The organism is Xanthomonas sp. 4461 (assembly GCF_024806475.1).
Classification (GTDB): Bacteria; Pseudomonadota; Gammaproteobacteria; order Xanthomonadales; family Xanthomonadaceae; genus Xanthomonas; species Xanthomonas arboricola_F.
Genome location: NZ_JANTYV010000007.1, coordinates 14,759 through 39,372, shown reverse-complemented (window position 1 = coordinate 39,372; position 24,614 = coordinate 14,759). Strand labels below are relative to the sequence as shown.

At 66.0% G+C, this 24,614-nt stretch carries 19 protein-coding genes; 2 read left to right on the top strand and 17 right to left on the bottom strand.

Features of this window, described 5'->3' with window-relative positions; translation table 11 throughout:
* Window positions 1-179 precede the first annotated feature (179 nt).
* On the bottom strand, window positions 180-2,918 hold the full coding sequence (secA, locus tag FHY19_RS20480; protein ID WP_259154529.1) for a preprotein translocase subunit SecA: 2,739 nt from the start codon (window positions 2,916-2,918) through the stop codon (window positions 180-182).
* Window positions 2,919-3,083: 165 nt separating this feature from the next.
* Window positions 3,084-4,028 carry a M23 family metallopeptidase gene (locus FHY19_RS20475; RefSeq protein WP_259154531.1) on the bottom strand — a complete coding sequence of 315 codons (945 nt, stop codon included), beginning with the start codon at window positions 4,026-4,028 and terminating at the stop codon, window positions 3,084-3,086.
* Between FHY19_RS20475 and FHY19_RS20470 the strand changes: the two genes are divergently transcribed.
* Entirely contained in the window at window positions 4,029-4,475 is a 447-nt protein-coding gene (locus FHY19_RS20470) for a DUF721 domain-containing protein (RefSeq protein WP_259154532.1), read from the top strand. It begins immediately after the preceding gene.
* 318 nt (window positions 4,476-4,793) lie between these two features.
* Here FHY19_RS20470 and lpxC read toward each other — a convergent pair whose 3' ends face one another.
* From lpxC to mraZ, 15 genes are all read right to left on the bottom strand, one after another.
* Entirely contained in the window at window positions 4,794-5,705 is a 912-nt protein-coding gene (gene lpxC / locus FHY19_RS20465; RefSeq protein WP_259154535.1) for a UDP-3-O-acyl-N-acetylglucosamine deacetylase, read from the bottom strand.
* Window positions 5,706-5,935: 230 nt separating this feature from the next.
* Window positions 5,936-7,171, bottom strand: a complete 1,236-nt coding sequence (gene ftsZ / locus FHY19_RS20460) for a cell division protein FtsZ (RefSeq protein ID WP_259154542.1) — start codon at window positions 7,169-7,171, stop codon at window positions 5,936-5,938.
* Window positions 7,172-7,449: 278 nt separating this feature from the next.
* Window positions 7,450-8,685 (bottom strand): cell division protein FtsA, encoded by a 1,236-nt coding sequence (gene ftsA / locus FHY19_RS20455; RefSeq protein WP_003485272.1) that lies wholly within the window; start codon window positions 8,683-8,685, stop codon window positions 7,450-7,452.
* On the bottom strand, window positions 8,682-9,518 hold the full coding sequence (locus tag FHY19_RS20450; protein ID WP_259168190.1) for a cell division protein FtsQ/DivIB: 837 nt from the start codon (window positions 9,516-9,518) through the stop codon (window positions 8,682-8,684). Before FHY19_RS20450 ends, ftsA begins: the two co-directional genes overlap by 4 nt.
* Window positions 9,519-9,693: 175 nt before the next feature.
* Complete coding sequence (locus FHY19_RS20445) at window positions 9,694-10,650, bottom strand: D-alanine--D-alanine ligase (protein ID WP_259154621.1); 957 nt, start codon at window positions 10,648-10,650, stop codon at window positions 9,694-9,696.
* The gene (gene murC, locus FHY19_RS20440; RefSeq protein WP_259168188.1) at window positions 10,647-12,080 is read right to left on the bottom strand and encodes a UDP-N-acetylmuramate--L-alanine ligase; all 1,434 of its coding nucleotides are present in this window, start codon (window positions 12,078-12,080) and stop codon (window positions 10,647-10,649) included. Before murC ends, FHY19_RS20445 begins: the two co-directional genes overlap by 4 nt.
* The gene (gene murG / locus FHY19_RS20435) at window positions 12,077-13,357 is read right to left on the bottom strand and encodes an undecaprenyldiphospho-muramoylpentapeptide beta-N-acetylglucosaminyltransferase (protein ID WP_259168187.1); all 1,281 of its coding nucleotides are present in this window, start codon (window positions 13,355-13,357) and stop codon (window positions 12,077-12,079) included. Before murG ends, murC begins: the two co-directional genes overlap by 4 nt.
* The gene (gene ftsW, locus FHY19_RS20430) at window positions 13,354-14,733 is read right to left on the bottom strand and encodes a putative lipid II flippase FtsW (RefSeq protein ID WP_259168185.1); all 1,380 of its coding nucleotides are present in this window, start codon (window positions 14,731-14,733) and stop codon (window positions 13,354-13,356) included. The genes murG and ftsW overlap by 4 nt, the downstream gene beginning before the upstream one ends.
* Window positions 14,733-15,818 (bottom strand): phospho-N-acetylmuramoyl-pentapeptide-transferase, encoded by a 1,086-nt coding sequence (mraY, locus tag FHY19_RS20425; protein ID WP_259154630.1) that lies wholly within the window; start codon window positions 15,816-15,818, stop codon window positions 14,733-14,735. The genes ftsW and mraY overlap by 1 nt, the downstream gene beginning before the upstream one ends.
* Window positions 15,808-17,301 (bottom strand): UDP-N-acetylmuramoyl-tripeptide--D-alanyl-D-alanine ligase, encoded by a 1,494-nt coding sequence (murF, locus tag FHY19_RS20420; protein ID WP_259168184.1) that lies wholly within the window; start codon window positions 17,299-17,301, stop codon window positions 15,808-15,810. Before murF ends, mraY begins: the two co-directional genes overlap by 11 nt.
* Window positions 17,298-18,773 (bottom strand): UDP-N-acetylmuramoyl-L-alanyl-D-glutamate--2,6-diaminopimelate ligase, encoded by a 1,476-nt coding sequence (locus FHY19_RS20415; RefSeq protein WP_259168407.1) that lies wholly within the window; start codon window positions 18,771-18,773, stop codon window positions 17,298-17,300. The genes murF and FHY19_RS20415 overlap by 4 nt, the downstream gene beginning before the upstream one ends.
* Before the next feature lie 8 nt (window positions 18,774-18,781).
* Complete coding sequence (locus tag FHY19_RS20410; protein ID WP_259154632.1) at window positions 18,782-20,644, bottom strand: penicillin-binding protein 2; 1,863 nt, start codon at window positions 20,642-20,644, stop codon at window positions 18,782-18,784.
* 217 nt (window positions 20,645-20,861) lie between these two features.
* Window positions 20,862-21,125, bottom strand: a complete 264-nt coding sequence (gene ftsL / locus FHY19_RS20405) for a cell division protein FtsL (RefSeq protein WP_005991913.1) — start codon at window positions 21,123-21,125, stop codon at window positions 20,862-20,864.
* Window positions 21,122-22,180 (bottom strand): 16S rRNA (cytosine(1402)-N(4))-methyltransferase RsmH, encoded by a 1,059-nt coding sequence (gene rsmH / locus FHY19_RS20400; RefSeq protein ID WP_259168405.1) that lies wholly within the window; start codon window positions 22,178-22,180, stop codon window positions 21,122-21,124. The genes ftsL and rsmH overlap by 4 nt, the downstream gene beginning before the upstream one ends.
* A 14-nt stretch (window positions 22,181-22,194) precedes the next feature.
* Entirely contained in the window at window positions 22,195-22,650 is a 456-nt protein-coding gene (gene mraZ, locus FHY19_RS20395) for a division/cell wall cluster transcriptional repressor MraZ (RefSeq protein ID WP_259154633.1), read from the bottom strand.
* Window positions 22,651-22,964: 314 nt separating this feature from the next.
* On the opposite strand from mraZ, the gene FHY19_RS20390 reads away from it, so the two are divergent.
* Window positions 22,965-23,732 (top strand): NRDE family protein, encoded by a 768-nt coding sequence (locus FHY19_RS20390; RefSeq protein WP_259168182.1) that lies wholly within the window; start codon window positions 22,965-22,967, stop codon window positions 23,730-23,732.
* The last annotated feature ends 882 nt before the right edge of the window (window positions 23,733-24,614 follow it).

Below are 24,614 nucleotides of genomic sequence, written 5' to 3'. Positions count from 1 at the left end.
GCGACATCCCCTTTCCTGCTTCAAGCGCCCCCAGGGATCCCATCCGTAAGCAGAGCCCCTTTGGTAAGGGGGCGCGCCAACGGCGCGGGGATCGGAAGCAAGGACCGTGCACCCAGCGTCCGCGCAGCGGACGCTGGGTGTGCAGCCCGCCAAGCGGGCTGCACCACGGTCAGCTCAGCTCAGCTGAGCTGACCGTGGCAGTGCTTGTACTTCTTGCCGCTGCCGCAGGGGCACGGATCGTTACGGCCCACCTTGGGCTCGTCACGTGTGACCTGCGACACCGGCACCGGTGCGTTGCCGCCCTGCATCTGCTCCACTTCCTCGTCGGCGCCGTAGCCGCCGGCATCCTGGTGCTGGAACTGCGAGGCCATCAGGCGTGCTTGTGCCTGCAGACGCTCCTGTTCTTCCAGCTCGGCCACTTCCTCTTCGCTGCGGATGCGCACGCGTGCCAGCAGGTTCACCACTTCGCGCTTGACGTTCTCCAGCATCTCGGAGAACAGCTCGAAGGCTTCCTTCTTGTATTCCTGCTTGGGCTGCTTCTGCGCGTAACCACGCAGATAGATGCCCTGGCGCAGGTAATCCATCTTGGCCAGATGCTCCTTCCAGCCCTGATCGAGCACGGTCAGCATCACGTGCTTTTCCAGCGCGCGCATGGTGTCGTTGCCCACCGCCGCTTCCTTCTCGGCGAAGTGCGCATCCACCGCGGCCTGTACCTTGGCGGCGATCTGCTCGGCGTCCAGTTCTTCCTGCGTGCGCGCCATTTCGCGCAACGCCATCGGCATGCCCAGCTCCGATTCCAGCGTGGCTTCCAGCCCCTGCAGGTCCCACTGCTCGTCCACCGAATTGGGCGGCACGAAGCGGGCGACCAGGTCATAGATCACATCGCCGCGGATGCCATCGACGTTGTCCTTCACCGACTCGGCATCCAGCAACTCGTCGCGCTGCGCGTAGATCACCTTGCGCTGATCGTTGTTGACGTCGTCGAAGTCCAGCAGGTTCTTGCGGATGTCGAAGTTATGCGCTTCCACCTTGCGCTGGGCCTTCTCGATCTGCCGGCTGACCAGGCGATCTTCGATGACGTCGTCTTCCTTCATGCCCATCATGCGCATCGCCTTCTGGACCCAGTCCGAGGCGAAGATGCGCATCAGGTTGTCTTCCAGCGACAGATAGAAGCGCGACGAACCCGGGTCGCCCTGACGGCCGGCGCGGCCGCGCAACTGGTTGTCGATACGCCGCGATTCGTGACGCTCGGTACCGATGATGTGCAGGCCGCCGGCCGCCTTGACCGCGTCATGCCGACGCTGCCAATCGGTCTTGATCGTGAAGCGCGCGTCCTCGGTCGCATCCTCGCCCAGCGCGTGATACTCCGACTCCAGCGAACCGCCCAGCACGATGTCGGTACCGCGACCGGCCATGTTGGTGGCGATGGTCACCGCACCCGGCTGGCCGGCGTTGGCCACAATGGTCGCTTCGCGCTCGTGCTGCTTGGCGTTGAGCACTTCGTGCTTCACGCCGGCCTTGCGCAGATGCTCGGACAGCATCTCCGAGGTCTCGATCGAGGTAGTACCCACCAGCACCGGCTGGCCGCGCTTGGCGCAGTCTTCGATGTCGGCCAGCACCGCATTGAACTTGCCCTTGCGGTTGAGGAAGACCTGGTCCGGATGGTCCTTGCGCACGGTCGGGCGGTTGGTCGGGATCACCACCACTTCCAGGCCGTAGATGCTCTGGAATTCGTAGGCTTCGGTGTCGGCCGTACCGGTCATGCCGGACAGCTTCTTGTACATGCGAAACAGGTTCTGGAAGGTGATGCTGGCCAGCGTCTGGTTCTCGCGCTGTACCGGCACGCCTTCCTTCGCTTCGACCGCCTGGTGCAGGCCGTCGGACCAGCGACGCCCGGACAGGGTGCGGCCGGTGAATTCGTCCACGATCACCACTTCGCCATCGCGCACGATGTAATCCACGTCGCGCTGGTAGATCGCATGCGCGCGCAGTGCGGCGTTGAGGTGATGCACCACGCTCAGGTTCTGCGCGGCGTACAGGCCGTCTTCGGCGTTTTCCAGGATGCCGGCCTGCATCAGCAGTTCTTCGGCGTGGCCCATGCCCGCCTCGGACAGATGCACCTGCTTGCCCTTCTCGTCGATCCAGTAATCGCCCTCGCCTTCTTCGCTTTCCTGCTTGGTCAGCTGCGGCACGATGCGGTTGACGCGGATGTACAGCTCCGGCGATTCGTCGGCCGGGCCGGAAATGATCAACGGGGTGCGCGCTTCGTCGATCAGGATCGAGTCGACTTCGTCGACGATCGCGTAGTGCAGATTGCGCTGGTAGCGATCGGCGCGCGACAGCGCCATGTTGTCACGCAGGTAGTCGAAGCCGAATTCGTTATTGGTGCCGTAGGTGATGTCGCTGCCATAGGCCTCGCGCTTGTCGCTATGCGGCATGCCCGGATACACCACGCCCACGCTCAGGCCCAGCCAGTTGTACAACTTGCCCATCTGCGCAGCGTCGCGGCGCGCCAGGTAGTCGTTGACCGTGACCACATGCACGCCTTCGCCCTGCAGCGCGTTGAGGTACACCGGCAGGGTCGCCACCAGGGTCTTGCCTTCGCCGGTGCGCATCTCGGCAATCTTGCCCAGATGCAGCACCATGCCGCCGATCAGCTGCACGTCGTAGTGGCGCATGCCCAGCACGCGACGGCTGGCCTCGCGGCACACCGCAAAGGCTTCGGGAAGAATCTTGTCCAGGGACTGCCCGGTGGCAAGCCGCTGCTTGAACTCCGGGGTCTTGGCTTGCAGCTCGGCGTCGGAGAGCTTCTCGATCGTCGGCTCCAGCGCATTGATCTGGGCGACGAGGCGGGTGAGCTGGCGCAGCTGGCGTTCGTTACGACTGCCAAAGACACGGGTAAGCAGACTGTTGATCATTGAAGAAACCGGTTGAAAAGGAACGGTTTGACCGACGCCGGTCCCAAGACCCGACCGCCGTAAACGAAACAGGGCGCACTGCGCCCTGTCATGGCAACACCCTATTGTAGCTTGGGGCGAGCCTTCACGAATCAAGCACCTCCGCCGGAGCGTGCCGTGCCTTCGTCAACCGCGCCCTCGGCGCCCTACCGGCGTGTTGGTGTCGCCCAGGAACTTGCGCGGATTGACCACGCGACCATCGGCCCAGACCTCGAAGTGCACGTGCGCACCGGTGGAACGGCCACTGGAACCGGCCCTGGCCACCTGCTGCCCGGCACGTACCAGATCGCCCACCTTCACCACCAGGCGCGAGTTGTGCGCGTAGCGGGTCACGTAGCCGTTGCCATGGTCCACTTCCACCACGTTGCCGTAGCCGCCACGCACACCGGCGTAGCTGACCACGCCATCGGCGACCGACATCACCGGGTCGCCCACGTTGGCGTGGAAGTCCACACCCTTGTGGAAGGCCGAGCCGCCGTCGAACGGATCGGCGCGGCCACCAAAGCCCGAAGTGATATAGGTGTTGCGGATCGGCATCCGCGATGGCACCGAATTCTGCTCGAGCTGATGATCGAACATCAGCGAAGCCAGCACGTTCAGTTGCTGGCCGGAGGCGGAGAACTGCTGTTCGACCTGCCCCAGCGTCTGCTTGAGCGTTTCCACCGGCATGTCGCTGACCGGCTCGTCGCCGCCACCGACGCCGACCGGCGCGTCGAAGTCGAACTCGCCATCCTTCAACTTGCCCATTTCGGTCAGCCGCTCGCCCAACGCGTTGAGGCGGGTGGCCTGCGCCTGCAGCTCGCCCATGCGTGCGGCCAGTGCATTGACCTGCGCCTGCGAGGCGCGCTGCGCCTGGGCCAGCTCGGCCTGTTGCTGCGCGACCTTGGCCTGCAGCGCGGAATTGGTCACCATGCCGGTGGCGGTGCTTGCGCCGACGCCAATCAACATGCCCAGCCCAAGCACGGCGCCGAGGACGACCATCGGTCGATCCGCGGCAAAGCCCTGGAACTGTCGGGCTACACGCTGTACCCGGGTTTCGCGAGATTTGATTACAACTTTCTTCAACGCCATATGAGTGTCATGTCCAAGCCCAAGTCCAACGCACGCAACCCTTCCGCTCCGCAGCAGGCCATCGAGGCCGCGCTGGGTGAAAAGGCTGGCGACCCCTTGCGTCGAGCCTTGTGGCTCGATGCGCTGGACCGGCAGTTGCGCCCCCTGTTACCGCCCCATCTGGCGACCCGTTGCCGGTTGGCCAATGTCCGAGGCGAACAGCTCGTTTTTCTGGTTGATTCACCGATCTGGCATGCCAAGGTGCGGCTCGCCGAGACCCAACTTCTTGATGCGGCCCGATCCATCGGGTTGAAGGCCACCGCAGTGACCGTCAAGACGGCAAGCACTCCGCTGCATTCCCCAACACAGCAGAACCGCGACCGTCCACGGCCGGTGTCCGAAGCCACGCACAAGGGTCTGCGCGAGGCACTGGCATCCCTGCAGGACGTCTTGCCGACCAAGCGGTGACATCCTTGCCGTCGTCTCCGGGCGGCCAGCAGCGCGTGAAAAGATTGCGAAGACCACGCACGACCCGACGCATCCTAGCGGTCATGGCGCCCGCAGGAGTTAGAGAAGTCTTAAATAAAAGTTAAGGCGCGGGACGAAATTCGACCAGGTTCACACTTTCGATGCCAATTGCGGCATTCCCTGACTCATCGTCAGGCAGTGAGCGCAGTCGGCGAGCGGTCGTCAGGCAAGTGCAGGGGTTGGCAGAACGCAGGCGGGGGCCAGCGCCGCCTGGCAGGGCCGCATCAACCCGAAAGCGACGCGGCAGGGGTGGCGTTCTCAGGCGTAGACGGGGCTGGCGTAGGTCACCGGCGGTTGCTCGGTGCCTTCGGGGAAGCTGACCCATTCCCAGGCGGCCTGATCCGCCAGCAACGCGCGCACCAGCTTGTTGTTGAGCGCATGGCCGGATTTGAAACCTTCATAGGCGCCCAGGATGGCGCCGCCAGCCAGATAGAGGTCGCCGATGGCATCCAGGATCTTGTGGCGCACGAATTCGTTGGTGTAGCGCAGGCCATCCTCGTTGAGCACGCGGAACTCGTCCAGCACGATGGCGTTGTCCATCGAACCGCCCAGGCCCAGATTGCGCTCGCGCATGTACTCAAGGTCGCGCATGAAACCGAAGGTCCGGGCGCGCGAGATTTCCTTGACGTAGGCCGAGGTGGAGAACTCGATTTCCTGGCGCGATTGCTTGGCCGGGATCATCGGGTGATTGAATTCGATGGTGAAGCCCAACTTGTAGCCGTCGTACGGCTCGAAACGCGCAACCTTGTCGCCCTCGCGCACTTCCACCGTCTGCTTGATGCGGATGAAGCGCTTGGCCTTGTTCTGCTCGACGATCCCTGCAGACTGCAGCAGGAACACGAACGGGCCGGACGAACCGTCCATGATCGGCAGCTCGGCCGAGGACAGTTCGACGATGACGTTGTCCACACCCAGGCCGGCCAGTGCCGACATCAGGTGTTCGACGGTCTGGATCTTGGCGCCGTTGCAGGTCAGGCCTGTGCACAGCGTGGTCTCGGTGACCAGCTCGGCATCGGCGGGGACTTCGACGACCGGTTCCAGGTCCACACGCCGGAACACCACGCCATGATCGACCGGGGCCGGTCGTAGCGTCATGTACACCTTGTCGCCGCTATGCAGGCCGACGCCGGTGGCGCGAATGGTGTTCTTGAGAGTGCGTTGCTGGGTCATGTGCGAAGTCTGGGGGAACGATGCAGACAGACGCTGAACAGACTGTCTAATCCAGTGAGATTATCCGAATTTTAACAAGTTGCGCGTGAGGAAAGGTGTCATACCGCTGTCTTGCCACTGCAAAAGCTGCCGGATCGTGACCGATCCGGCAGAAGAGGACATGACATGGCAGCCCCGACAGCTGTCGGGTCGGACGGGCTACGCCGCCGTAGCGACGTAGCCGACGCCCATCAGTCGGCCTGGCGGCGCAGGAACGCCGGGATATCCAGGTAATCGTTGGGCAGGTCTGCAGCCGGCGGTGCGGCATTGCCGGCACTGTGGCTGCTGCCGACCGAGTCGCTGCTCGGACGGCGCAGGCCCAGGCCCATGCTGCCGCCGACGGCCTTGGACACCGCGTCGCCGCTGGTGGTGTCGAAGTCGCCGAATTCCGGCTGGCCGGTGGTGGCGTTGCGCACCAGCTTGATCGGCGCGCGCTGGTCCGGACGCTGGGTCTGGCGGGCGACGGCACGGTTCAGGCCGGTGGCCACCACGGTCACGCGCACTTCGTCCTGCATATCCGGGTCGAGCACGGTGCCGACGACCACGGTCGCGTCTTCCGAAGCGAAGGCTTCGATGGTGCGGCCGATCTCATCGAACTCGGACATGGTGAAGTCCGGGCCGGCGGTGATGTTGACCAGGATGCCATTGGCACCGGCCAGGTTGACGTCGTCCAGCAGCGGGTTCTGGATGGCGGCTTCGGCAGCTGCCTGTGCGCGATCGTCGCCGCGAGCCGAACCGGTGCCCATCATGGCCAGGCCCATTTCCGACATCACAGTGCGCACGTCGGCGAAGTCGACGTTGATCAGACCCGGACGCACGATCAGATCGGCGATGCCCTGCACGGCGCCCTGCAGCACGTCGTTGGCAGCGCGGAAGGCCTGGATCATGGTGGCGTTGCGGCCGAGCACGGTGATCAGCTTTTCATTGGGGATGGTGATCAGCGAGTCGCAATGCTGGCTCAGTTCCTCGATGCCCTTCAGCGCGACCTGCATACGGCGACGGCCTTCGAACGGGAACGGCTTGGTGACCACGGCCACGGTCAGGATGCCCATTTCCTTGGCCAGCTGCGCAACGACCGGTGCAGCACCGGTGCCGGTGCCGCCGCCCATGCCGGCGGTGATGAACACCATGTCCGCGCCCTGCAGCGCGTCCATGATGCGCTCGCGATCTTCCAGCGCCGCCTGACGGCCGACTTCCGGATTGGCGCCGGCGCCCAGGCCCTTGGTGACGTTGGTGCCGAGCTGCAGCTGCAGCTTGGCGCCGCAGTTCTTGATCGCCTGCGAGTCGGTGTTGGCGGTGATGAATTCCACGCCATCGACGTTGGTGTTGACCATGTGCGCGACCGCGTTGCCGCCGCCGCCGCCTACGCCAACAACCTTGATGACCGCGTTGGGAGCCATCTTTTCGATCAGTTCAAAATGTGCCATGTCAGTGTCCTCTTGAGCCGGGATTGGGGAGTGGGGATTCGCAAAAGCGAGGGTCCCTGCCCACTCCGCATCACGGCGAGTGTTGTTGTTTGAAAGTCGGGATTCGTGTGCCTGGGCCATGGATGCGCTGTTGCGCTCTACGACTCACCGCACCTACTCCTCGACGCAATGCCTGCAAAAAAGTTTACCGCCTACCCGCTCACCGCTCTCCACTTATCTTCGCCGCCGCTTTGCTTTTCTTTCGCTCTTGCCAATCCCAAATCCCGAATCCCGGCTCCTCAGAATTCGCCGCGATACCAGTTCTTCAATTTCTTGAACAAGCTGCCCGCGCGTCCGGTCGGGATCGACGGGCGACGCGGGTGTTCGATCTGGCTGCCCATCAGCAGCAGGCCCACGCCGGAGGCGTGCACCGGGTTGCCGACGACCTCACCCAGGCCGGTGACGTGCTGCGGAATGCCCACGCGCACCGGCATCTGCAGCATTTCTTCGGCCAGTTCGACCACGCCTTCCATCTTCGAGGCGCCGCCGGTGAGCACCATGCCGGCGCGCACCATTTCCTCGAAGCCGGAACGGCGCAGTTCGGCCTGCACCATCTCGAAGATTTCCTCGTAACGGCCCTGCACTGCCTGCGCGAGCGCATGCCGCGGCATGCGTCGCGGCGGGCGGTCGCCCACCGACGGCACCTGGATGCTTTCCTCAGCGGTGGCCAGCTGCGCCAGTGCGCAGGCGTAACGCACCTTGATCTGCTCGGCTTCCGGCGTGGGCGTGCGCAGCATGTGCGCGATGTCGTTGGTGACGTGGTCGCCGGCGATCGGCAGCGAAGCGGTGTGGCAGATCGCACCCTGCACGTACACCGCCAGATCGGTGGTGCCGGCGCCGATATCCACCAGCACCACGCCCAGTTCCCGCTCGTCGGCGGTCAACACCGCCACCGAGGAAGCCAGCGACGACAGCACCAGGTCGTCCACCTGCAGGCCGCACTTCTGCACGCATTTGGTGATGTTGGCCGCGGCCGACTGCGCGCACACCACCAGATGCGCGTGCACCTCCAGGCGCACGCCGGTCATGCCGACCGGGTTGCGGATGCCTTCCTGCGAATCGTCCAGCACGTACTCGCGCGGGATCGCATGCAGGATGCGCTGGTCGGCGGGAATGGCCACGGCCTTGGCGGCATCGAGCACGCGCTCCAGATCGCTCCAGGTCACTTCGCCGTCGCGGATCGGCACGATGCCGGGCGAGTTCTTGCACTGCACGTGATTGCCGGAAATGGACGCGTACACCGAGCGGATTTCGCAGCCGGCCATCAGCTCGGCTTCTTCGACCGCGCGCTGGATCGACTGTACGGTGGACTCGATATCCACCACCACGCCGCGCTTGAGACCGCGCGATTCATGCGAACCGATGCCGATCACTTCGATCGGATTGCCGGGCGAGTACTCGCCGACCAGCGCGACGACCTTGGAGGTGCCGATGTCCAGTCCAACGATGAGGGATTTGTCGCCTTTGCGGTTCATGTCTTAAAGCCGGGAATAGGGAATAGCGAATGGGGAATGGTCAACAGCGGTGCACGGATGCGGGGAGAGTTCAGGACAAGCGTGTGCGGCGCAGCGGGCGACACTGGCTTTGGCTTTTTATCCATTCCCGACTCCCCATTCTCCATTCGCCGTTCGACCGTGAAGCCGTTGGTGTAGCGCAGGTCGGCGCGGGCGATCGGGCGTTGCGGGTCGGCCAGTTGCGGCAGCACGCGGGCGAAGCGTTGCAGGCGGGCGCGGGCATCGTCACGGCCGATCACGATCTGCACGCCGTTGCTCAGGCCCAGCGACCAGCTGCCGCGGGCGTCCATCTCCAGGCGATCCACATCCAGCCCGGTCGGCGCGAACAGCGCGCGCGACTCGTTGTAGAGCGCCACCACGTCCTGGGTCTTGCTGTCCGGGCCGCCGAGCTGCGGCAGCTTGAAATCCTTCAACAACGGCGGGGTGCGGAACAGCCGGCCCTGCTCGGACAGCATGCGGTCGGTACCCCAGCGCGCGAACGGCTTGTGCTCGGTCACGCGTACTTCCAGCACGTCCGGCCAACGCTTGCGCACCTGCGCGCTTTCCACCCACGGCAGCCGCGCGATGGCGTCTTGTGCGTTCTGCAACTTCACTGCGAAAAAGCCCGAGCGCGCATACGGCAACACCACCGCGCGCAATTCTTCGGCCGGCACCCGCTTGAAATCGCCGGACACCCGCAACTTCGCCAACGGCCATCGCTCCGCACCCACCCACCCGTTGAGCACGGCCACCACCGGCAACGCGACCAGCGCCACCGCGATCAACCAGGCCAGGATGCGCAGGGTGGCGTTCATGGGTGTGCTCCGCACACGGGATTCGGCATTGGGGATTGGGGATTCGCAACGGCGCGCGCTGCGCTCGCGGGATTGGAAATTCGGGATTGGGGACTCGCCACAGCAACGGCAACGGCAACGGCGCGCATGGCGTCGCTGTTGGCCAATCCCGAATCCCGAATCCCCAATCCCGGCTTCACAGCGTCTGCTCCAGCACGCGCCAGACCAGTTCTTCGAAATCGATGCCGAGCTGGCGCGCGGCCTTGGGCACCAGCGAGTGGCTGGTCATGCCGGGAGCGGTGTTCACTTCCAGCAGGTAGAGCTGGCCGCTGTTGCGATCGCGCATGACGTCCACGCGGCCCCAGCCGCGGCAGCCGGCAGCACGGAAGGCGTCGAGGGCGAGCTGGCGGATCTGCGCTTCGGCCTCGCCGTCCAGCCCCGGGCACAGGTACTGGGTGTCGTCGGCCAGGTACTTGGCGTTGTAGTCGTACCACTGGCCCTTGGGCACGATGCGGATCGACGGCAGCGCGGTCTCGCCCAGAATGGCCACGGTCAGCTCGTCGCCTTCGATCAGTTGCTCCATCAACAGTGCGCCGTCGTAGCGCGCGGCCAGCAGCACAGCTTCTTCGAGCTGCGCCTGATCGAACACGCGGCTGACGCCGACGCTGGAGCCTTCGTTGGCCGGCTTGACGATCACCGGCAACCCGATCTGCCGTGCAGCGGCGTGAATCTGGTCTGCGCTGGCGCCGGCAGCCAGACGCGCGTAACGCGGCGTCGACAGACCCAGCGACAACCACACCTGCTTGGTGCGGATCTTGTCCATGCTCAACGCCGAGCCAAGCACGTCCGAGCCGGTGTAGGGGACGCCGAAGGCTTCCATCAGGCCCTGCACGATGCCGTCTTCGCCGCCGCCGTTATGGCCGTGCAACACGTTGAACACGCGATCGAAGCGCTGCGCGACCAGCGCCTGCGCCAATGCGGGAATGCCGTCGACCGGCTGCGCATCGACCCCACGCGCGCGCAGTGCGTCCAGCACGTTGCTGCCGGAATTCAACGACACTTCGCGCTCGGACGAGGTGCCGCCAAGCAGCACGGCGACGCGTCCGAACGCGGCCGGATCATTGCTGCGTGCAGCGGCGATCGGCGCGCTCATGACTGCTCTCCGACAAAACCGTGATTGATGATGTGCTGGGCGACATACCCGATATCGCCGGCGCCCATCATCAACAGCAGGTCGCCGTCCTGCAGCACGTCCGGCAGCACTTCGGCCAGGCCGGCGATCTGGCCGACCACCACCGGCTCGCTGCGGCCGCGCGCACGGATGGCACGTGCCAGTGCGCGCGAGTCGGCGCCGGGAATCGGCGCTTCGCCGGCGGGGTAGACCTCGCTCAACACCAATGCATCGACAGTGCTCAGCACGGCGGCGAAGGCATCGAACTGATCGCGGGTACGGCTGTAACGGTGCGGCTGGAAGGCCACGACCAGACGCTTGTCCGGCCAGCCGCCGCGGGCGGCAGCGAACACCGCTTCCAGCTCGCGCGGATGGTGGCCGTAGTCGTCGACCACGCGCACGCGCGCGCCGTTGCTGGTGGTGACTTCGCCCAGGTCGTTGAAACGGCGACCGATGCCGGCGAAGTTTTCCAGCGCGCGCGCAATGGTCTGCGGCTCCACGCCGAGCTGCCAGCCGATCGCGGCGGCAGCCAGTGCGTTGAGCACGTTGTGCCGGCCCGGCAAGGCCAACGTCACCGGGGTGGTGGTGCCTTCGGGCAGGCGTAGCGTAAAGCGCATCCGCGGGCCGTCTTGCACCACGTCTTCGGCGCGCACGTCGGCGTTTTCGCTCATGCCGTAGCTCATCACGTGGCGCGGCGTCTTGCCGGCCAGTGCAGCCACTTCCGGGTCGTCGATGCACAGCAGGGCCAGCCCGTAGAACGGCAGGCGCTGCAGGAATTCGGCAAAGGCGGCCTGCACGCGGGCGAAGTCGTTGCCGTAGTTTTCCAGGTGATCCGAATCGATGTTGGTGATCACCGCCATCAGCGGATTCAGGCGCAGGAAGCTGCCATCGCTTTCGTCGGCTTCGGCCACCAGCCACTGGCCGCCACCGAGCTTGGCATTGGCGCCGGCCGCCAGCAGTTGCCCGCCGATGACGAAGGTCGGGTCCAGCCCACCTTCGCTCAACACGGCCGCAGCCAGGCTGGTGGTGGTGGTCTTGCCGTGCGTACCGGCCACCGCGATGCCGCGACGGAAGCGCATCAGCTCGGCCAGCATCGCCGCACGCGGCATGATCGGAATGCGCTGGCTGCGCGCTTCCATCAGCTCGGGGTTGTCTTCGCGGATCGCGCTGGACACCACCACGCAATCGGTGCCCAGCACATTGGCCGCCGAATGCCCGCGCATCACGCGTGCACCGAGCTTGGCCAGGCGGCGCGTGGCCGCATTGTCGGCGTTGTCCGAACCGGAGACCTCATAGCCCAGCGTCAGCATGACCTCGGCAATGCCGCTCATGCCGGTGCCGCCGATGCCGACGAAATGCACGCGCGGAAACGCGCGCACCAGATCGCCGCTGTCCTGCAGACGGCGGATCACGCGGCACCTCCGGCGGAGGTGCGAATCGGGAATCGGGAGTCGGGAATCGTGTAAAGCCAGGCACCGACGGCGTTGAGCGCCTGATCGGTACGCTTGTTTTCTTGCATCACTGTGTGTTCCTGCAGTTGTTTCGAGCTCTGCCCATTCCCCATTCCCGATTCACCACTCCCGGCCTCTTGAAGAATGATGTCGGCGATACGCTCGGCGGCATCCGGCTTGGCCAGGGTGCGGGCGGCTTGCGCCATCGACAGGCGGCGTGCCGGGTCGGTCAGCAAGGTCTGCAAGACCTGCTGCAGGCGCACGGCCAACGTGTCGTCCTGCTTGAGCAGCACGGCGGCGTCGGCGCCGACCAGGTATTCGGCATTGCGGGTCTGGTGATCGTCGACGGCGGCGGCGAAGGGCACCAGCACGCTGCCGATACCGGCGGCGCACAGCTCGGCCAGGGTGGAGGCGCCAGCGCGGCACACCACCAGGTCGGCCCAGGCGTAGGCGGCGGCCATGTCGGCAATGAACGGTTCGACGCTGGCATTCACCCCGGCCTGCGCATAGGAAGCCTCGGCTTCGCCGCGCAGCTTCTCGCCGCACTGATGGCGCAGCTCGACATCCGGATGCCCGAGCGCCGCCAGTGCCGCGGGCACTGCCTGATTCAAGACGCGTGCGCCCTGGCTGCCGCCAAGCACCAGGACGCGCACCGGCCCACCACGCCCGACCAGGCGTGCGGCCGGTGCAGGAAGCGCGGCGATTTCCGCACGTACCGGGTTACCCACCGCTTCCTCGCCAGCGAAGCTGCCTGGAAAACCGGTCAGCACACACCGCGCAAAACGCGACAGCACCTTGTTGGTCATGCCGGGCGCGCGATTTTGTTCGTGGACGAGCAACGGCACGCCGAGCAGGCGTGCAGCCAGGCCGCCGGGGCCTGCCGCAAAGCCGCCAAAGCTGATCACCGCGCGCGGCTGCCGCTTGCGCAATACGAAGCCGGCAGCGCGCACGGCGCGCATCACCCGCACCGGTGCAGCAAGCAACTTGATGACACCCTTGCCACGCAGACCGCTGATGGCCAGCGTGTCGATCTGGAGATCGTGCTGCGGCACCAGCCGCGTTTCCATCGCACCGTCGGCGCCCAGCCAGGTCACCGGCACGCCGCGCGCGCGCAGCACCTTGGCCACGGCCAGGCCCGGGAAAATATGCCCACCGGTGCCGCCAGCCAGGATCATCACGGGGCGGCTGCCCGCAGATGGCGTGGCCGAGGTTTGCGAGGGAGCCGCCTGCACGCTCATGCGATTTTCCCGAAGGTCGGTTCCACACGCGGCTGCATCCTGCTGGTGCCGCGCAGGATGGCCGATGCTGGCGCCACCGAAGGCGGCGCAGCTGGCGTCGCTGCCACCGGTGCCGGTGCTGCAGCGGTCTCGCGCTGCGGCTTGCGCCCCGCCGCATACGCCGGCGGTACGGAGTCGACCACCGGCTCGGCCGGCTCGGACGCTGCGGTGCCCGCACCCTGCGGCGACAACTTGCTGCGCAGGCGCTCGGCGCGATCCATCTCGTAGGACACGCGCAGCAGCAGGCCCATGGCCATGCAGGTCATCAGCACCGACGAACCGCCGGAGGAAATCAGCGGCAGGGTCAGGCCCTTGGTCGGCAGAATCCCCAGGTTCACGCCGATCGACACGAAGCTCTGCATCGCCACCCACAGCCCGATACCGAAGGCCACGTAGCCGGAGAAGTGACGCTTCATTTCCACGCAGCGCATGCCCACCCAGAACGCACGGCCGACCAGCAGCGCGTAAAGGCACACGACACCGCAGACGCCGATGAAGCCCAGCTCTTCGGCGATCACCGAGAAAATGAAGTCGGTATGCGCTTCCGGCAGGTAGTTGAGCTTCTGCACCGACGCACCCAGGCCTACCCCGATCCACTCGCCACGGCCGATGGCCATGAGCGCATTGGACAGCTGGTACCCCGAGCCAAGCTGATCGACCCACGGGTCCATGAAGGAGGTCACGCGCCGCATGCGATACGGCTCGAAGATCACCAGCGCCACCAGCGCCGGCAGCAGCAGCAGGATCGGCAGGATGATGCGTCCGATCGGGGCGCCACCGAGCACCAGCATGCAGGCAGTGACACTCAACAGCAGCATCGACGAGCCGAAGTCCGGCTGCAGCAACAGCAGCGCCACCAGAAAGCCGACCACGAACACCGGCTTGAGCATCGCCTGCCAGGTCGCGTTGACCTCGTCGCGAAAGCGCACCAGGTAACTGGCCAGCCAGATGATGTAGAGCACCTTGACCGCTTCGACGACCTGGAACCGCGACACGCCCAGGTTGATCCAGCGCCTGGCACCATTGACGGTGCTGCCCAGGCCAGGCACGAACACCACGATGAGCAGCAGGAAGCAGGCCAGCAGCAGCATCTGGTTGTGCTGCTCGATGGTCTTGAGCTCGGTGCGCATCGCCCAGAACGCCAGCCCGATGCCGACACCCAGGAACAGCAGGTGGCGGGTCAGGTAATAAAAGGGGCTGGCTTCCAGCTCGATCGAACTGGACGCCACCATCACCACGCCCAACGAGGCGAGCGTGACCGCCGCACCGAGCAGCCACGGGTCGTAACGGCCGCCGATGGCGTCCAGTCGTGTGGCCTGGCGGGACATGTCGTTCATCAGCGCACCTTCAACGTGGCAAGGCCGATCAGCACCAGCACCACCGAAATGATCCAGAAGCGCACGATCACCCGCGGCTCCGGCCAACCCTTGAGTTCGAAGTGGTGATGGATCGGCGCCATGCGGAACACGCGCTTGCCGGTGAGCTTGAAGCTGGCCACCTGGATCATCACCGACAGCGTCTCGATCACGAACACGCCGCCCATGATCACCAGCACCAGCTCCTGGCGCACGATCACCGCGATGGTGCCCAGCACCGCACCCAGCGACAGCGCGCCGATGTCGCCCATGAACACCATGGCCGGATAGGTGTTGAACCACAGAAAGCCCAAGCCTGCCCCGGCGATCGCCGAGCAGATGATGATCAGCTCGCCGGCGCCGGGAATCAGCGGGATTTTCAGGTATTCGGCAAACACCACGTTGCCCGAGGCATAGGCGAACACGCCCAGTGCGCACGCCACCAGCACGGTGGGCATGATCGCCAGGCCATCCAGGCCGTCGGTGAGGTTCACCGCGTTGGAGAAGCCGACGATCCAGAAGTAGGCGATCACCACGAAGCTCACGCCGGCCAGCGGCAGCGCGATCGACTTGAACATCGGGATGTAGAACGTGATCGCCGCCGGTACGTCGGCGGTGTAGTACAGGAACAGACCGGCGGCCAGGCCGAAGATCGACTGCAGCAGATACTTCCAGCGCGACTTCAAGCCGTTGGGATCGCGGCGCACGATCTTGATCCAGTCGTCGTACCAGCCGATCGCGCCGAAACAGAGCATCACCGCCAGCACCAGCCACACATAACGGTTGCGCAGGTCGCCCCACAGCAGCACCGACAAGGTCACCGTCAGCAGGATCAGCGAGCCGCCCATGGTCGGCGTGCCGGCCTTGGAAAAATGCGTCTGCGGGCCGTCCTGGCGGATCGGCTGGCCGCCCTTGAACTGGGCTAGCTTGCGGATCACCGCAGGGCCCATCCACAACGACAGGAACAACGACGTCAGCGCCGCCAGGATGCCGCGGAAGGTCAGATAGTTGAACAGCCCGAACAGGCTCTCCAGTTGCTGCAGCCAACGCGCCAACTCAAGCAGCATGGGATGCGCCCTCCGCCGGTGCGAGCAGCGCGGTGACGATGCGGTCCATGGCGCTGCCGCGGGAGCCTTTTACCAGCAGCGTGGGCGGGGTGTGCGCCGTGGTGGCGGCAGTCTGCGCCGCCGCACCGGTGTGTTCGTACATCGAAGAAGATTCCTGCGTTGGAGTCTGCGAAACGGCGAGCTGCGCCAGATCCGCCTGCAAGGCCGCGATCAACGCGGCATGGGTGGCGAACACGCGGCCGCCCTCGCCGAATGCCTGCGCGGCGGCGGCACTGAGTTCGCCCAGCGCGTACAGGCGCTGCAGCTTGGCCGCGCGTGCGCGACGGCCGGCGGCGGCATGCAGGGCCGCGCCTTCCGGGCCGAGTTCGCGCATATCGCCCAGAACCAGCCAGCCATCGCCCGGCGCGGCGGCCAATGCATCGATGGCCGCATCCAGCGAGCCGGGGTTGGCGTTGTAGCTGTCGTCGATCAGCACCGCGCCATCGGGCAGGCGATGGGCGATCTGCCGGCCGGCTACCGCGCGCGCCTTGGCCAGGCCAGCGGCAATGATCGGCAGTGCGATCCCGGCGCCCAGTGCCAATCCGGTGGCAGCCAGTGCATTGAGGACGTTGTGGCGACCCGGCAATGGCAGCGCAACCTGCGCCTCGCCCTGTGGTGTCACCAACGTGAACTGTGCGCCATCGGCCTGCAGTCGCAGCTGACGGGCGCCGATGTCGGCGCTGGCCTGCAAGCCGTAGCGCAACACGCGACGGCCCTGCACCGGCTGCGCATGCAGTTGCTGCTCGAACCAAGCGCCGAACGCATCGTCGGCATTGATCACCGCCACGCCATCGGACGGCAGCGCGGTGTAGATCGCGCCCTTGGTCTGCGCGACGCCGAGCAGGCTGCCCAGACGCTCCAGATGCGCCGGCGCGATGTTGTTGACCAGCGCAACATGCGGCCGCGCGATGTCGGTGAGGTAGGCGATGTCGCCCGGCTTGCCGGCACCCATTTCATAGATCGCGACATCCGCGTCGTCGGGCGCTGCGATCACCGCCAGCGGCAGGCCGATTTCGTTGTTGCGGTTGCCCGGGGTGGCGTAGACGGTCGTACCGTCGACCCGCCCTGCTTCGGCCAGGATGGCCAGCAGCAGCGCCTTGACGCTGGTCTTGCCGTTGGAACCGGTCAAGGCGATCACGCGGGTGGCGCGATCGCGCTGCATGCCGGCGGCAATGCGCGCCAGCGCCACCTCGGTGTTGTGCACCAGCACCTGCGGCACGCCCAAGGTCGGCAACAGGCGGTCCACCAGCAAACCGCTGGCGCCTTGTGCGAGCGCATCGGCAGCGAAGTCGTGCCCATCGAAACGCTCGCCGCGCAGCGCCACATACAGGCTGCCGTGGGACAACGTGCGCGTATCGTTGCCGACCGCATCGATCATGGCATCGTCGCCATGCAGCTCGCCGCCGGCCCAATGCGCAATCAACGACAACGGGGTGAGCTTCATGCGCGCACTCCCAGCACGGTGCGCGGCAGCAAGGCCTGCGCCGCTACTGCTGCATCGTCGAAGGCGTGCTGCACGCCGGCCACTTCCTGGTACGCCTCGTGGCCCTTGCCGGCGATCAGCACGATATCCGACGCACTGGCCATGGCGATGGCCTGATGGATCGCCGCGGCGCGGTCGCGCTGCACGATGGCAGCATCCGGGCGCGCAAAGCCGCGCACGATATCGGCAACGATGACGTCGCCATCTTCGCCGCGCGGGTTGTCGTCGGTGACGATCGCCACATCGGCATTGAGTTCGGCGATGGCGGCCATCTGCGGGCGCTTGCCGGTGTCGCGTTCGCCACCGCAACCGAACACGCAGATCAGCCGGTCCTGCGCATGCGAGCGCAGGCTGGTCAGCGCCTGTTCCAGCGCGTCGGGCGTGTGTGCGTAGTCGACCACCACCAGCGGTGCGCCATGCGCGCCGCCGAGACGATTCATGCGGCCGTGGATGGGCTGCAGCTGGCCCAGCACCTGGGCGATCTGCACCGGCGCATAGTCCAGCGCGTGCAAGGCACCGGCCACCGCCAGCAGGTTGTCCACGTTGAAGCGGCCCAGCAAGGGCGAATGCACGGCGTGCACGCTGGCATCGATCCGCAGCGCGAAGCTGATGCCGTTGTGATCCAGCTGCAATGCATCGGCGCGCACCGTGGCGCCACCCTGCCCGCGCGAACTCAGACCGATCGCGCGCAGCGCAGGATCGAGCGAGGCCAACAGCGTGCGGCCGAACGCATCGTCCAGATTCACCACCGCAGCCTGCAACCCGGCACGCGTGAACAGCCTGGCCTTGGCCGCGCCGTACTGCGCCATGTCGCCGTGGTAATCGAGATGATCGCGGGTGAGATTGGTGAACACCGCCACGTCAAAATGCACCGCATCTACGCGGCCCTGATCGAGTGCGTGCGAGCTCACTTCCATCGCTGCGGCCTGCGCGCCTTCGTCGCGCAATTGCGCCAGCAATGCATGCGTGGGCAGCACCAGCGGCGTGGTGAACCCGGTCGGTACGGTCGCGCCGTACAAACCCACACCCAGCGTGCCGAGCGTGCCGGTGGGCGTACCGAGCATGGTCAGCGCCTGCGCCAGCAGCTGCACGGTAGAGGTCTTGCCGTTGGTACCGGTGACGCCCACCATCCGCAACGTGCGCGACGGATGACCGTGGAACTGGTCGGCCATGCTGCCGAGCCGCGTACGCAGGCCGGGCACGGCGATGGCGTCGGCCGGTGCCGGCAACGCGTCCGGTGCGGGCGGCTCGAACAGCACCGCCACCGCGCCATTGGCGCGCGCCTGCTCGACAAAGCCAAGCCCATGCGCGCCGAAGCCGGCGATCGCCACGAATGCATCGCCCGGGCGCACCACACGGCTGTCCATCACCAGGCCGGACACCTGCACATCGCGCGCAAGCGTCAGTTCCGGCAACAGCTGCGACAGCGGCATGCTGCGGCTCACTGACGGCTCTCCTGCAACGGGGCAGGCTGCGCAGGCGCAGGCGGCGGCGCGATCGCGGTCGGAATGCCGGCCGACACTTCGTCCACCGGATCCGGCACCAAGGCCGGATCCAGATCGGCCGGCTGTGGCTTGACGATCGGTTGACCGGTCTTGCCTGCGGCCTGCGCGGCCAGCCACGACTGGATATCGTCCGGCGGCACGTCCATCAACCGCAGCGCGCCTTCCATCACCTTGTGGAACACCGGCGCCGACACCAAGCCGCCGTAATACACCTTGCCCTGCGGATCGTTGATGACGATGACGGTGGCAAAGCGCGGCCGCGTGGCCGGCACCAGACCGGCAAACAGCGCGTTGTAATGCCCGCGCTCGTAGCCGTTGGCGCCGTTCTTGCGCGCGGTACCAGTCTTGCCGGCCACGTGATAGCCCAGGATCGCCGCGCCCTTGGCGCCGCCCTGGGTGACCACGGTTTCCATCATGTCGATGACCTGGCGCGCCACCTCGGGGGTGACCACCTGACGGGTCTCGTTGTGCTGGCCGCGCACGAAGGTCGGCGGGGTCAGCTTGCCGCCGTTGCCCAGCGTGGCGTACGCCTGCGCGATCTGCAGCGGCGTCACCGACAGGCCGTAGCCGTAGGACATGGTGGTCTTGGACGGGCCGCTCCAGCGCGCCGGCTGCAGCACCACGCCGGCCGATTCGCCGGGAAACCCGCTATGCGGCGCAGCGCCGTAACCGAAGTTGCGGATCGACTGATAGAAGGTCTGGTCCGGCACCTTGGCCGCGATCTTGGCCGCACCGATGTTGGAGCTGCGGGTGATCACGCCGGTGACGTTGAGGACGCCGTTGTTGCGCGGCACATCGCGAATGGTGAAGCGTCCCACCGACATGTAGCCGGGGTTGGTATCGATGACGGTGTCCTTGGTCACCACGCCGGCGGTCAGCGCGGTGGCCACGGTCAGCGGCTTCATCGTCGACCCCGGCTCGACCAGATCGGTGACGGCGCGATTGCGTCGTGCCGACGGATTGATGCCGGTGACCGAATTGGGGTTGTAGGTGGGCAAGTTGACCATCGCCAGCACTTCGCCGGTGGCCACGTCCATCACCACCATCGACCCGCCGGCAGCGTTGTTTTCGACCAGCGCGTTGCGCAGTTCCTTGTAGGCCAGAAACTGGATGCGGCGGTCGATGCTCAGCGTCAGGTCCTTGCCCGGTTGCGCCGGACGCACCAGGTCCACGCTCTCCACGATCGCGCCGCGCGCATCGCGCACCACCTTCTTGGAGCCCGGCTTGCCGCGCAGCCATTCGTCGAACGCCAGCTCCAGCCCTTCCTGGCCGCGGTCGTCGATATTGGTGAAGCCCAGCACATGGGCCATCGCCTCGCCTTGCGGATAGAAACGACGGAACTCGCGCTGCGAGAACACACCCGGGATCTTCAACGCCACGATCGCATGTGCCTTGTCCGGGTTGATCCGGCGCTGCAGGTACATGAATTCCTTGCCGGCCTTTTGCGCCAGCCTGGCGTTCAACTCGTCCAGCGGCTGCCCGAGCGCCTTGGCCAACTCGGCAATGCGGTCGGGGTTGCGCAGCAGTTCCTGCGGATTGACCCAGATCGACTCCACCGGCGTGGACACTGCCAGCGGCTCGCCATTGCGGTCGGTGATCATGCCGCGCGAGGTGGCGATCGGCAGCTCGCGCAGGTAGCGCGCTTCGCCCTGGCGCTGGTAGAAATCGCGATTGACCAACTGCACGAATGCCGCCCGACCGATCAGCGTCACCGAGCACAGGCCCAGCGCGATGCCTACCAGCGTCAGGCGGCCACGCAGGTTGAAGTTGCTGCGGGGGCGGTTGCGGCCGGCTTTCATGGCGCACCTCCGTGTGCGCCACCCTGCGGGCGGCTGCGCCGTGCAAAACGGCTGTCCTGCCGTTGCGTCATGGGCGCAACACCTACATGTGCGCCACCCTGCGGGCGGCTGCGCCGTGCAAAACGGCTGTCCTGCCGTTTTGTCATAGGCGCAACACCTACATGTGCGCCACCCTGCGGGCGGCTGCGCCGTGCAAAACGGCTGTCCTGCCGCTGCGTCATGGGCGCACCACCACGATGTCGTTGGTCTCCGGGAACTTCATCCCGATGCGCGCACGCGCGACCTGATCGACCCGATTGCTTTCGGCCCAGGTGGCCTGCTCCAGCTGCAGCCGGCCGAACTCGATATTCAATTCGTCGCGCGTGTGCTCGAGCTTGGACAACTGCACGAACAACTTGCGATGCATGTGGCGCATGTACACCACCCCGATCGCCGAGGCGATGCTGCAGGCCAGCAGCACGATCAGCAGCAGGCGGCTCATGCGGCGTCTCCGTTCGGAGACGCGGGGAATCGGGAATCGGGATTCGGAAATCGGGAAGCAGCGGCGCTGTTGCCTTTGCCCATTCCCGACTCCCCATTCCCCATTCCCAGCTTCTCAGCCACCCGCAACACCGCGCTGCGGGCGCGGGGGTTGACGTTCAACTCGGCATCGTCGGCCTTGATCGCGCCGCTGATCAGCTGCAGGGTCGGCACGAACGGCTGCGCTTCGGGCAGGCGGCGGTTGCTCGGCGGGGCCTTGGCGTAGCGGGCCATGAACTGCTTGACGATGCGGTCTTCCAGCGAATGGAAGCTGATCACCGCTAGGCGGCCGCCCGGCTTGAGCGCGCCCAGGGCAGCGTCCAAGCCGGCTTCCAGATCGTCCAGTTCGCGATTGATGTAGATGCGGATCGCCTGAAAGCTGCGCGTGGCCGGATGGGTCTTGCTGTCGCCACGCGGCATCACCGAGGCGATCAGCTCGGCCAGCTGCGCGGTGCGCAGCAACGGCTGCTCGGCGCGGCGTGCCACGATGGCGCGTGCGATACGGCGGCTCTGGCGCTCTTCGCCATAGGTCCACAGCACATCGGCGATCTCGCGGTCGCTGGCATGCGCCAGCCACTCGGCCGCGCTCTGGCCGCTGTCCGGGTCCATGCGCATGTCCAGCGGGCCGTCCTTGCCGAAGCTGAAACCGCGACCGGCCACGTCCAGCTGCGGCGAGGACACGCCCAGATCCAGCAGAATGCCGTCGACGCTAGCAGTGGCGACCACCTGGCCGAGCCCGGCGAAACTGCCGCGATGGACGGACACGCGCGCATCGCCACCGAACGTCTGTTCGGCCACCGCGATCGCTTCAGGGTCCTTGTCCATCACCAGCAGTCGACCTCCCGGGCCGAGGTGTTGCAGCACGCCGCGTGCGTGTCCGCCACGCCCGAACGTGCCATCGAGATAGGTTCCGCTTTCGGTCACCTGCAGGCCATCCAGAACCTGCGTGTACAGCACCGGCACATGGGCCGCCGGCGGCTGCGACACCGGGTGACCGGGCTGCGCTTCACCGCGCATCCGGGCACCCCGGCTCACAACCTGAGATCGAGCAATTCATCGCCCAGATCCCCGTCAGACAATGTCTGCTGGATCAGTGCGCGATGTGCCTGCTCGCTCCAGAGTTCAAATTTGTCGCCCATGCCCAGCAGCACGGCCTTCTTCTCGATGCCGACCGCGTTGCGGTGGCTGGCCGGAATGCTCAGACGGCCATTGGCGTCCAGCTCCAGCACGGCGGACGAACCCACCAGTTTTTGCTGCAGCGTGCGGACCACGCGCTGGGTGTTGGGCTTGGACATCACATCGTCGCGCACCCGCTCCCACTCCTTCTCCGCATACAGCCACAGGCATCCGGCTTCGAACGGGTTGTAGGTGAGCACAAGGCGGTTGGCACTCACGCGCGCGACCAGGTCGCGATACGCGGTTGGTACCGCCATGCGCCCCTTGTCGTCTACCGTGATGGCAGTCTCGCCCTGAAACACCGAATGCAACCTCGAATACCCGCTGGGGGATCATTGAACCACGAAAAACCACAAAACACCTGGTTTTCCCTCCGATGCCCACCTTAGCAGCGCGCCAAAGGTTGTCAACAGTTTTCAAGATCACAAATCGCCAGTCGCATCAATGAGTTGCAGCACTCTTTAGAGACTTGTTCAAAGCTTATCCACAAGTTGCTGTTTCGTCTCAGATTTTGAGATTGAACGAAAATTCAGGGCCGTGAAGGCCATGTAAACCCGACCCCGGTCTCACTTCACGCTGCGCCAGCTGCACCCGGCCACTGCGCAAACGGGCGACAATCGCGGGCATGTGCCTGGTCGCTCTTGCCTGGAAAACCCACCCGCGCTGGCGCCTGCTGCTGGCCGGCAACCGCGATGAATTCCACGAACGCCCCACCGCCGAGCTCGCGCAGTGGGCGGCGCCTGCCGATACCGTGCTGGCCGGTCGCGACCTGCGCTCGGGCGGGAGTTGGGTCGGACTGGGCAGCGACGGCCGTGTGGCCGTGGTTACCAACGTGCGCGACCCACTGGCCAGCATGTCCGGGCGCTCGCGCGGGCATCTGATTGCGGACTACCTGTCCGGCAGCCTGGACGCGGCCGGCTACGCCCACGACCTGGCAGGCGCCGGGCACGAGTTCCCGCCGTTCAATCTGTTGCTGTGCGACGCAGACCGCTGCGAACACCTGAGCAACCACCCGCCACTGGCGCGCCAGCTGAAGCCGGGCATCCATGGCATGTCCAACGGCCCGCTGGACATGCCGTGGCCAAAGACGCGTGCATTGACCGGCGCCCTGCACGACTGGTGTGCCCACGGCGACGACGACCTGCAACCCCTGTGGGACGCGCTGGGCAACCCCGCCACCGCGCCTGACCACACCCTCCCGAGCACGGGTGTGGATCTGTCAACCGAACGCCTGCTCTCGGCCGCCTTCATTGCCGGCCCCAGCTACGGCACCCGCGCCAGCACCATCGTGGCGGTGGACCATCACGGTGGCGGCTTCATCCACGAGCGCCGCTTCGGCCCGGATGGCATCTTCCAGGGCGAAACACGGCTGGACATCGCTGGCACGCGCTGACACCCCAAATTCATGCGCATCAAGAGGGTACGAAATGCTCGCCCCCATCCGCCCTTCGGGCACCTTCCCCCGCAAGCGGTGGAAGGAAGTGGATCAGGTAGCGCGCAAGCACCCCAGCCAACCACCTATCTGCAGGCCCCCTTGAGTCAAGGGGCGCGCGGCGACAGCCGCAGGGTTGTGGCGTGCCCGGAGCGGGACCCGCGGTTTGTAACGCCGTAGGCGGTACGAAGCGTGGGCGCCTTTTGACCAATCCGCCCTTCGGTCACCTTCCCAAGCACGCGGTGGAAGGGAGTGGATCAGGTAACGCGCGAGCACCCCAGCCAACCACCTATCTGCAAGCCCCCTTGAGTCAAGGGGCGCGCGGCGACAGCCGCAGGGTTGTGGCATGCCCGGAGCCGGGACCCGCGTTTTGTACCGCCGTGGGCGGTACGAAGCGGGGGCGCCTTCTGACCAATCCGCCCTTCGGGCACCTTCCCGGCACGCGGTGGTAGGAAGTCGATCAGGTAGCGCACAAGCACCCAGCCAACCACCTATCTGCAAGCCCCCTTGAGTCAAGGGGGCGCGGCGACAGCCGCGGGGTTGTGGCATGCCCGGAGCGGGACCCGCGTTTTGTACCGCCTGCGGCGGTACGAAGCGTGGGCGCCTTTTGACCAATCCGCCCTTCGGGCACCTTCCCAAGCACGCGGTGGAAGGGAGTCGATCAGGTAGCGCGCAAGCACCCCAGCCAACCACCTATCTGCAAGCCCCCTTGAGTCAAGGGGGCGCGGCGACAGCCGCGGGGGTTGCGGCATGCCCGGAGCGGGACCCGCGTTTTGTACCGCCTGCGGCGGTACGAAGCGTGGGCGCCTTTTGACCAATCCGCCCTTCGGGCACCTTCCCAAG

Bases quoted from the DNA above. Each gene is read 5' to 3' on its own strand.
- ftsZ (WP_259154542.1), bottom strand. From the start codon at position 7,171: ATGGCACATTTTGAACTGATCGAAAAGATGGCTCCCAACGCGGTCATC.
- FHY19_RS20450 (WP_259168190.1), bottom strand. From the start codon at position 9,518: ATGAACGCCACCCTGCGCATCCTGGCCTGGTTGATCGCGGTGGCGCTG.
- FHY19_RS20415 (WP_259168407.1), bottom strand. From the start codon at position 18,773: ATGCCGCTGTCGCAGCTGTTGCCGGAACTGACGCTTGCGCGCGATGTG.
- FHY19_RS20475 (WP_259154531.1), bottom strand. From the start codon at position 4,028: ATGGCGTTGAAGAAAGTTGTAATCAAATCTCGCGAAACCCGGGTACAG.
- FHY19_RS20470 (WP_259154532.1), top strand. From the start codon at position 4,029: ATGAGTGTCATGTCCAAGCCCAAGTCCAACGCACGCAACCCTTCCGCT.
- secA (WP_259154529.1), bottom strand. From the start codon at position 2,918: ATGATCAACAGTCTGCTTACCCGTGTCTTTGGCAGTCGTAACGAACGC.
- murF (WP_259168184.1), bottom strand. From the start codon at position 17,301: ATGAAGCTCACCCCGTTGTCGTTGATTGCGCATTGGGCCGGCGGCGAG.
- rsmH (WP_259168405.1), bottom strand. From the start codon at position 22,180: ATGCGCGGTGAAGCGCAGCCCGGTCACCCGGTGTCGCAGCCGCCGGCG.
- FHY19_RS20410 (WP_259154632.1), bottom strand. From the start codon at position 20,644: ATGAAAGCCGGCCGCAACCGCCCCCGCAGCAACTTCAACCTGCGTGGC.
- ftsA (WP_003485272.1), bottom strand. From the start codon at position 8,685: ATGAACCGCAAAGGCGACAAATCCCTCATCGTTGGACTGGACATCGGC.
- FHY19_RS20390 (WP_259168182.1), top strand. From the start codon at position 22,965: ATGTGCCTGGTCGCTCTTGCCTGGAAAACCCACCCGCGCTGGCGCCTG.
- lpxC (WP_259154535.1), bottom strand. From the start codon at position 5,705: ATGACCCAGCAACGCACTCTCAAGAACACCATTCGCGCCACCGGCGTC.
- FHY19_RS20445 (WP_259154621.1), bottom strand. From the start codon at position 10,650: ATGAGCGCGCCGATCGCCGCTGCACGCAGCAATGATCCGGCCGCGTTC.
- murG (WP_259168187.1), bottom strand. From the start codon at position 13,357: ATGAGCGTGCAGGCGGCTCCCTCGCAAACCTCGGCCACGCCATCTGCG.
- ftsW (WP_259168185.1), bottom strand. From the start codon at position 14,733: ATGAACGACATGTCCCGCCAGGCCACACGACTGGACGCCATCGGCGGC.
- mraY (WP_259154630.1), bottom strand. From the start codon at position 15,818: ATGCTGCTTGAGTTGGCGCGTTGGCTGCAGCAACTGGAGAGCCTGTTC.
- ftsL (WP_005991913.1), bottom strand. From the start codon at position 21,125: ATGAGCCGCCTGCTGCTGATCGTGCTGCTGGCCTGCAGCATCGCCTCG.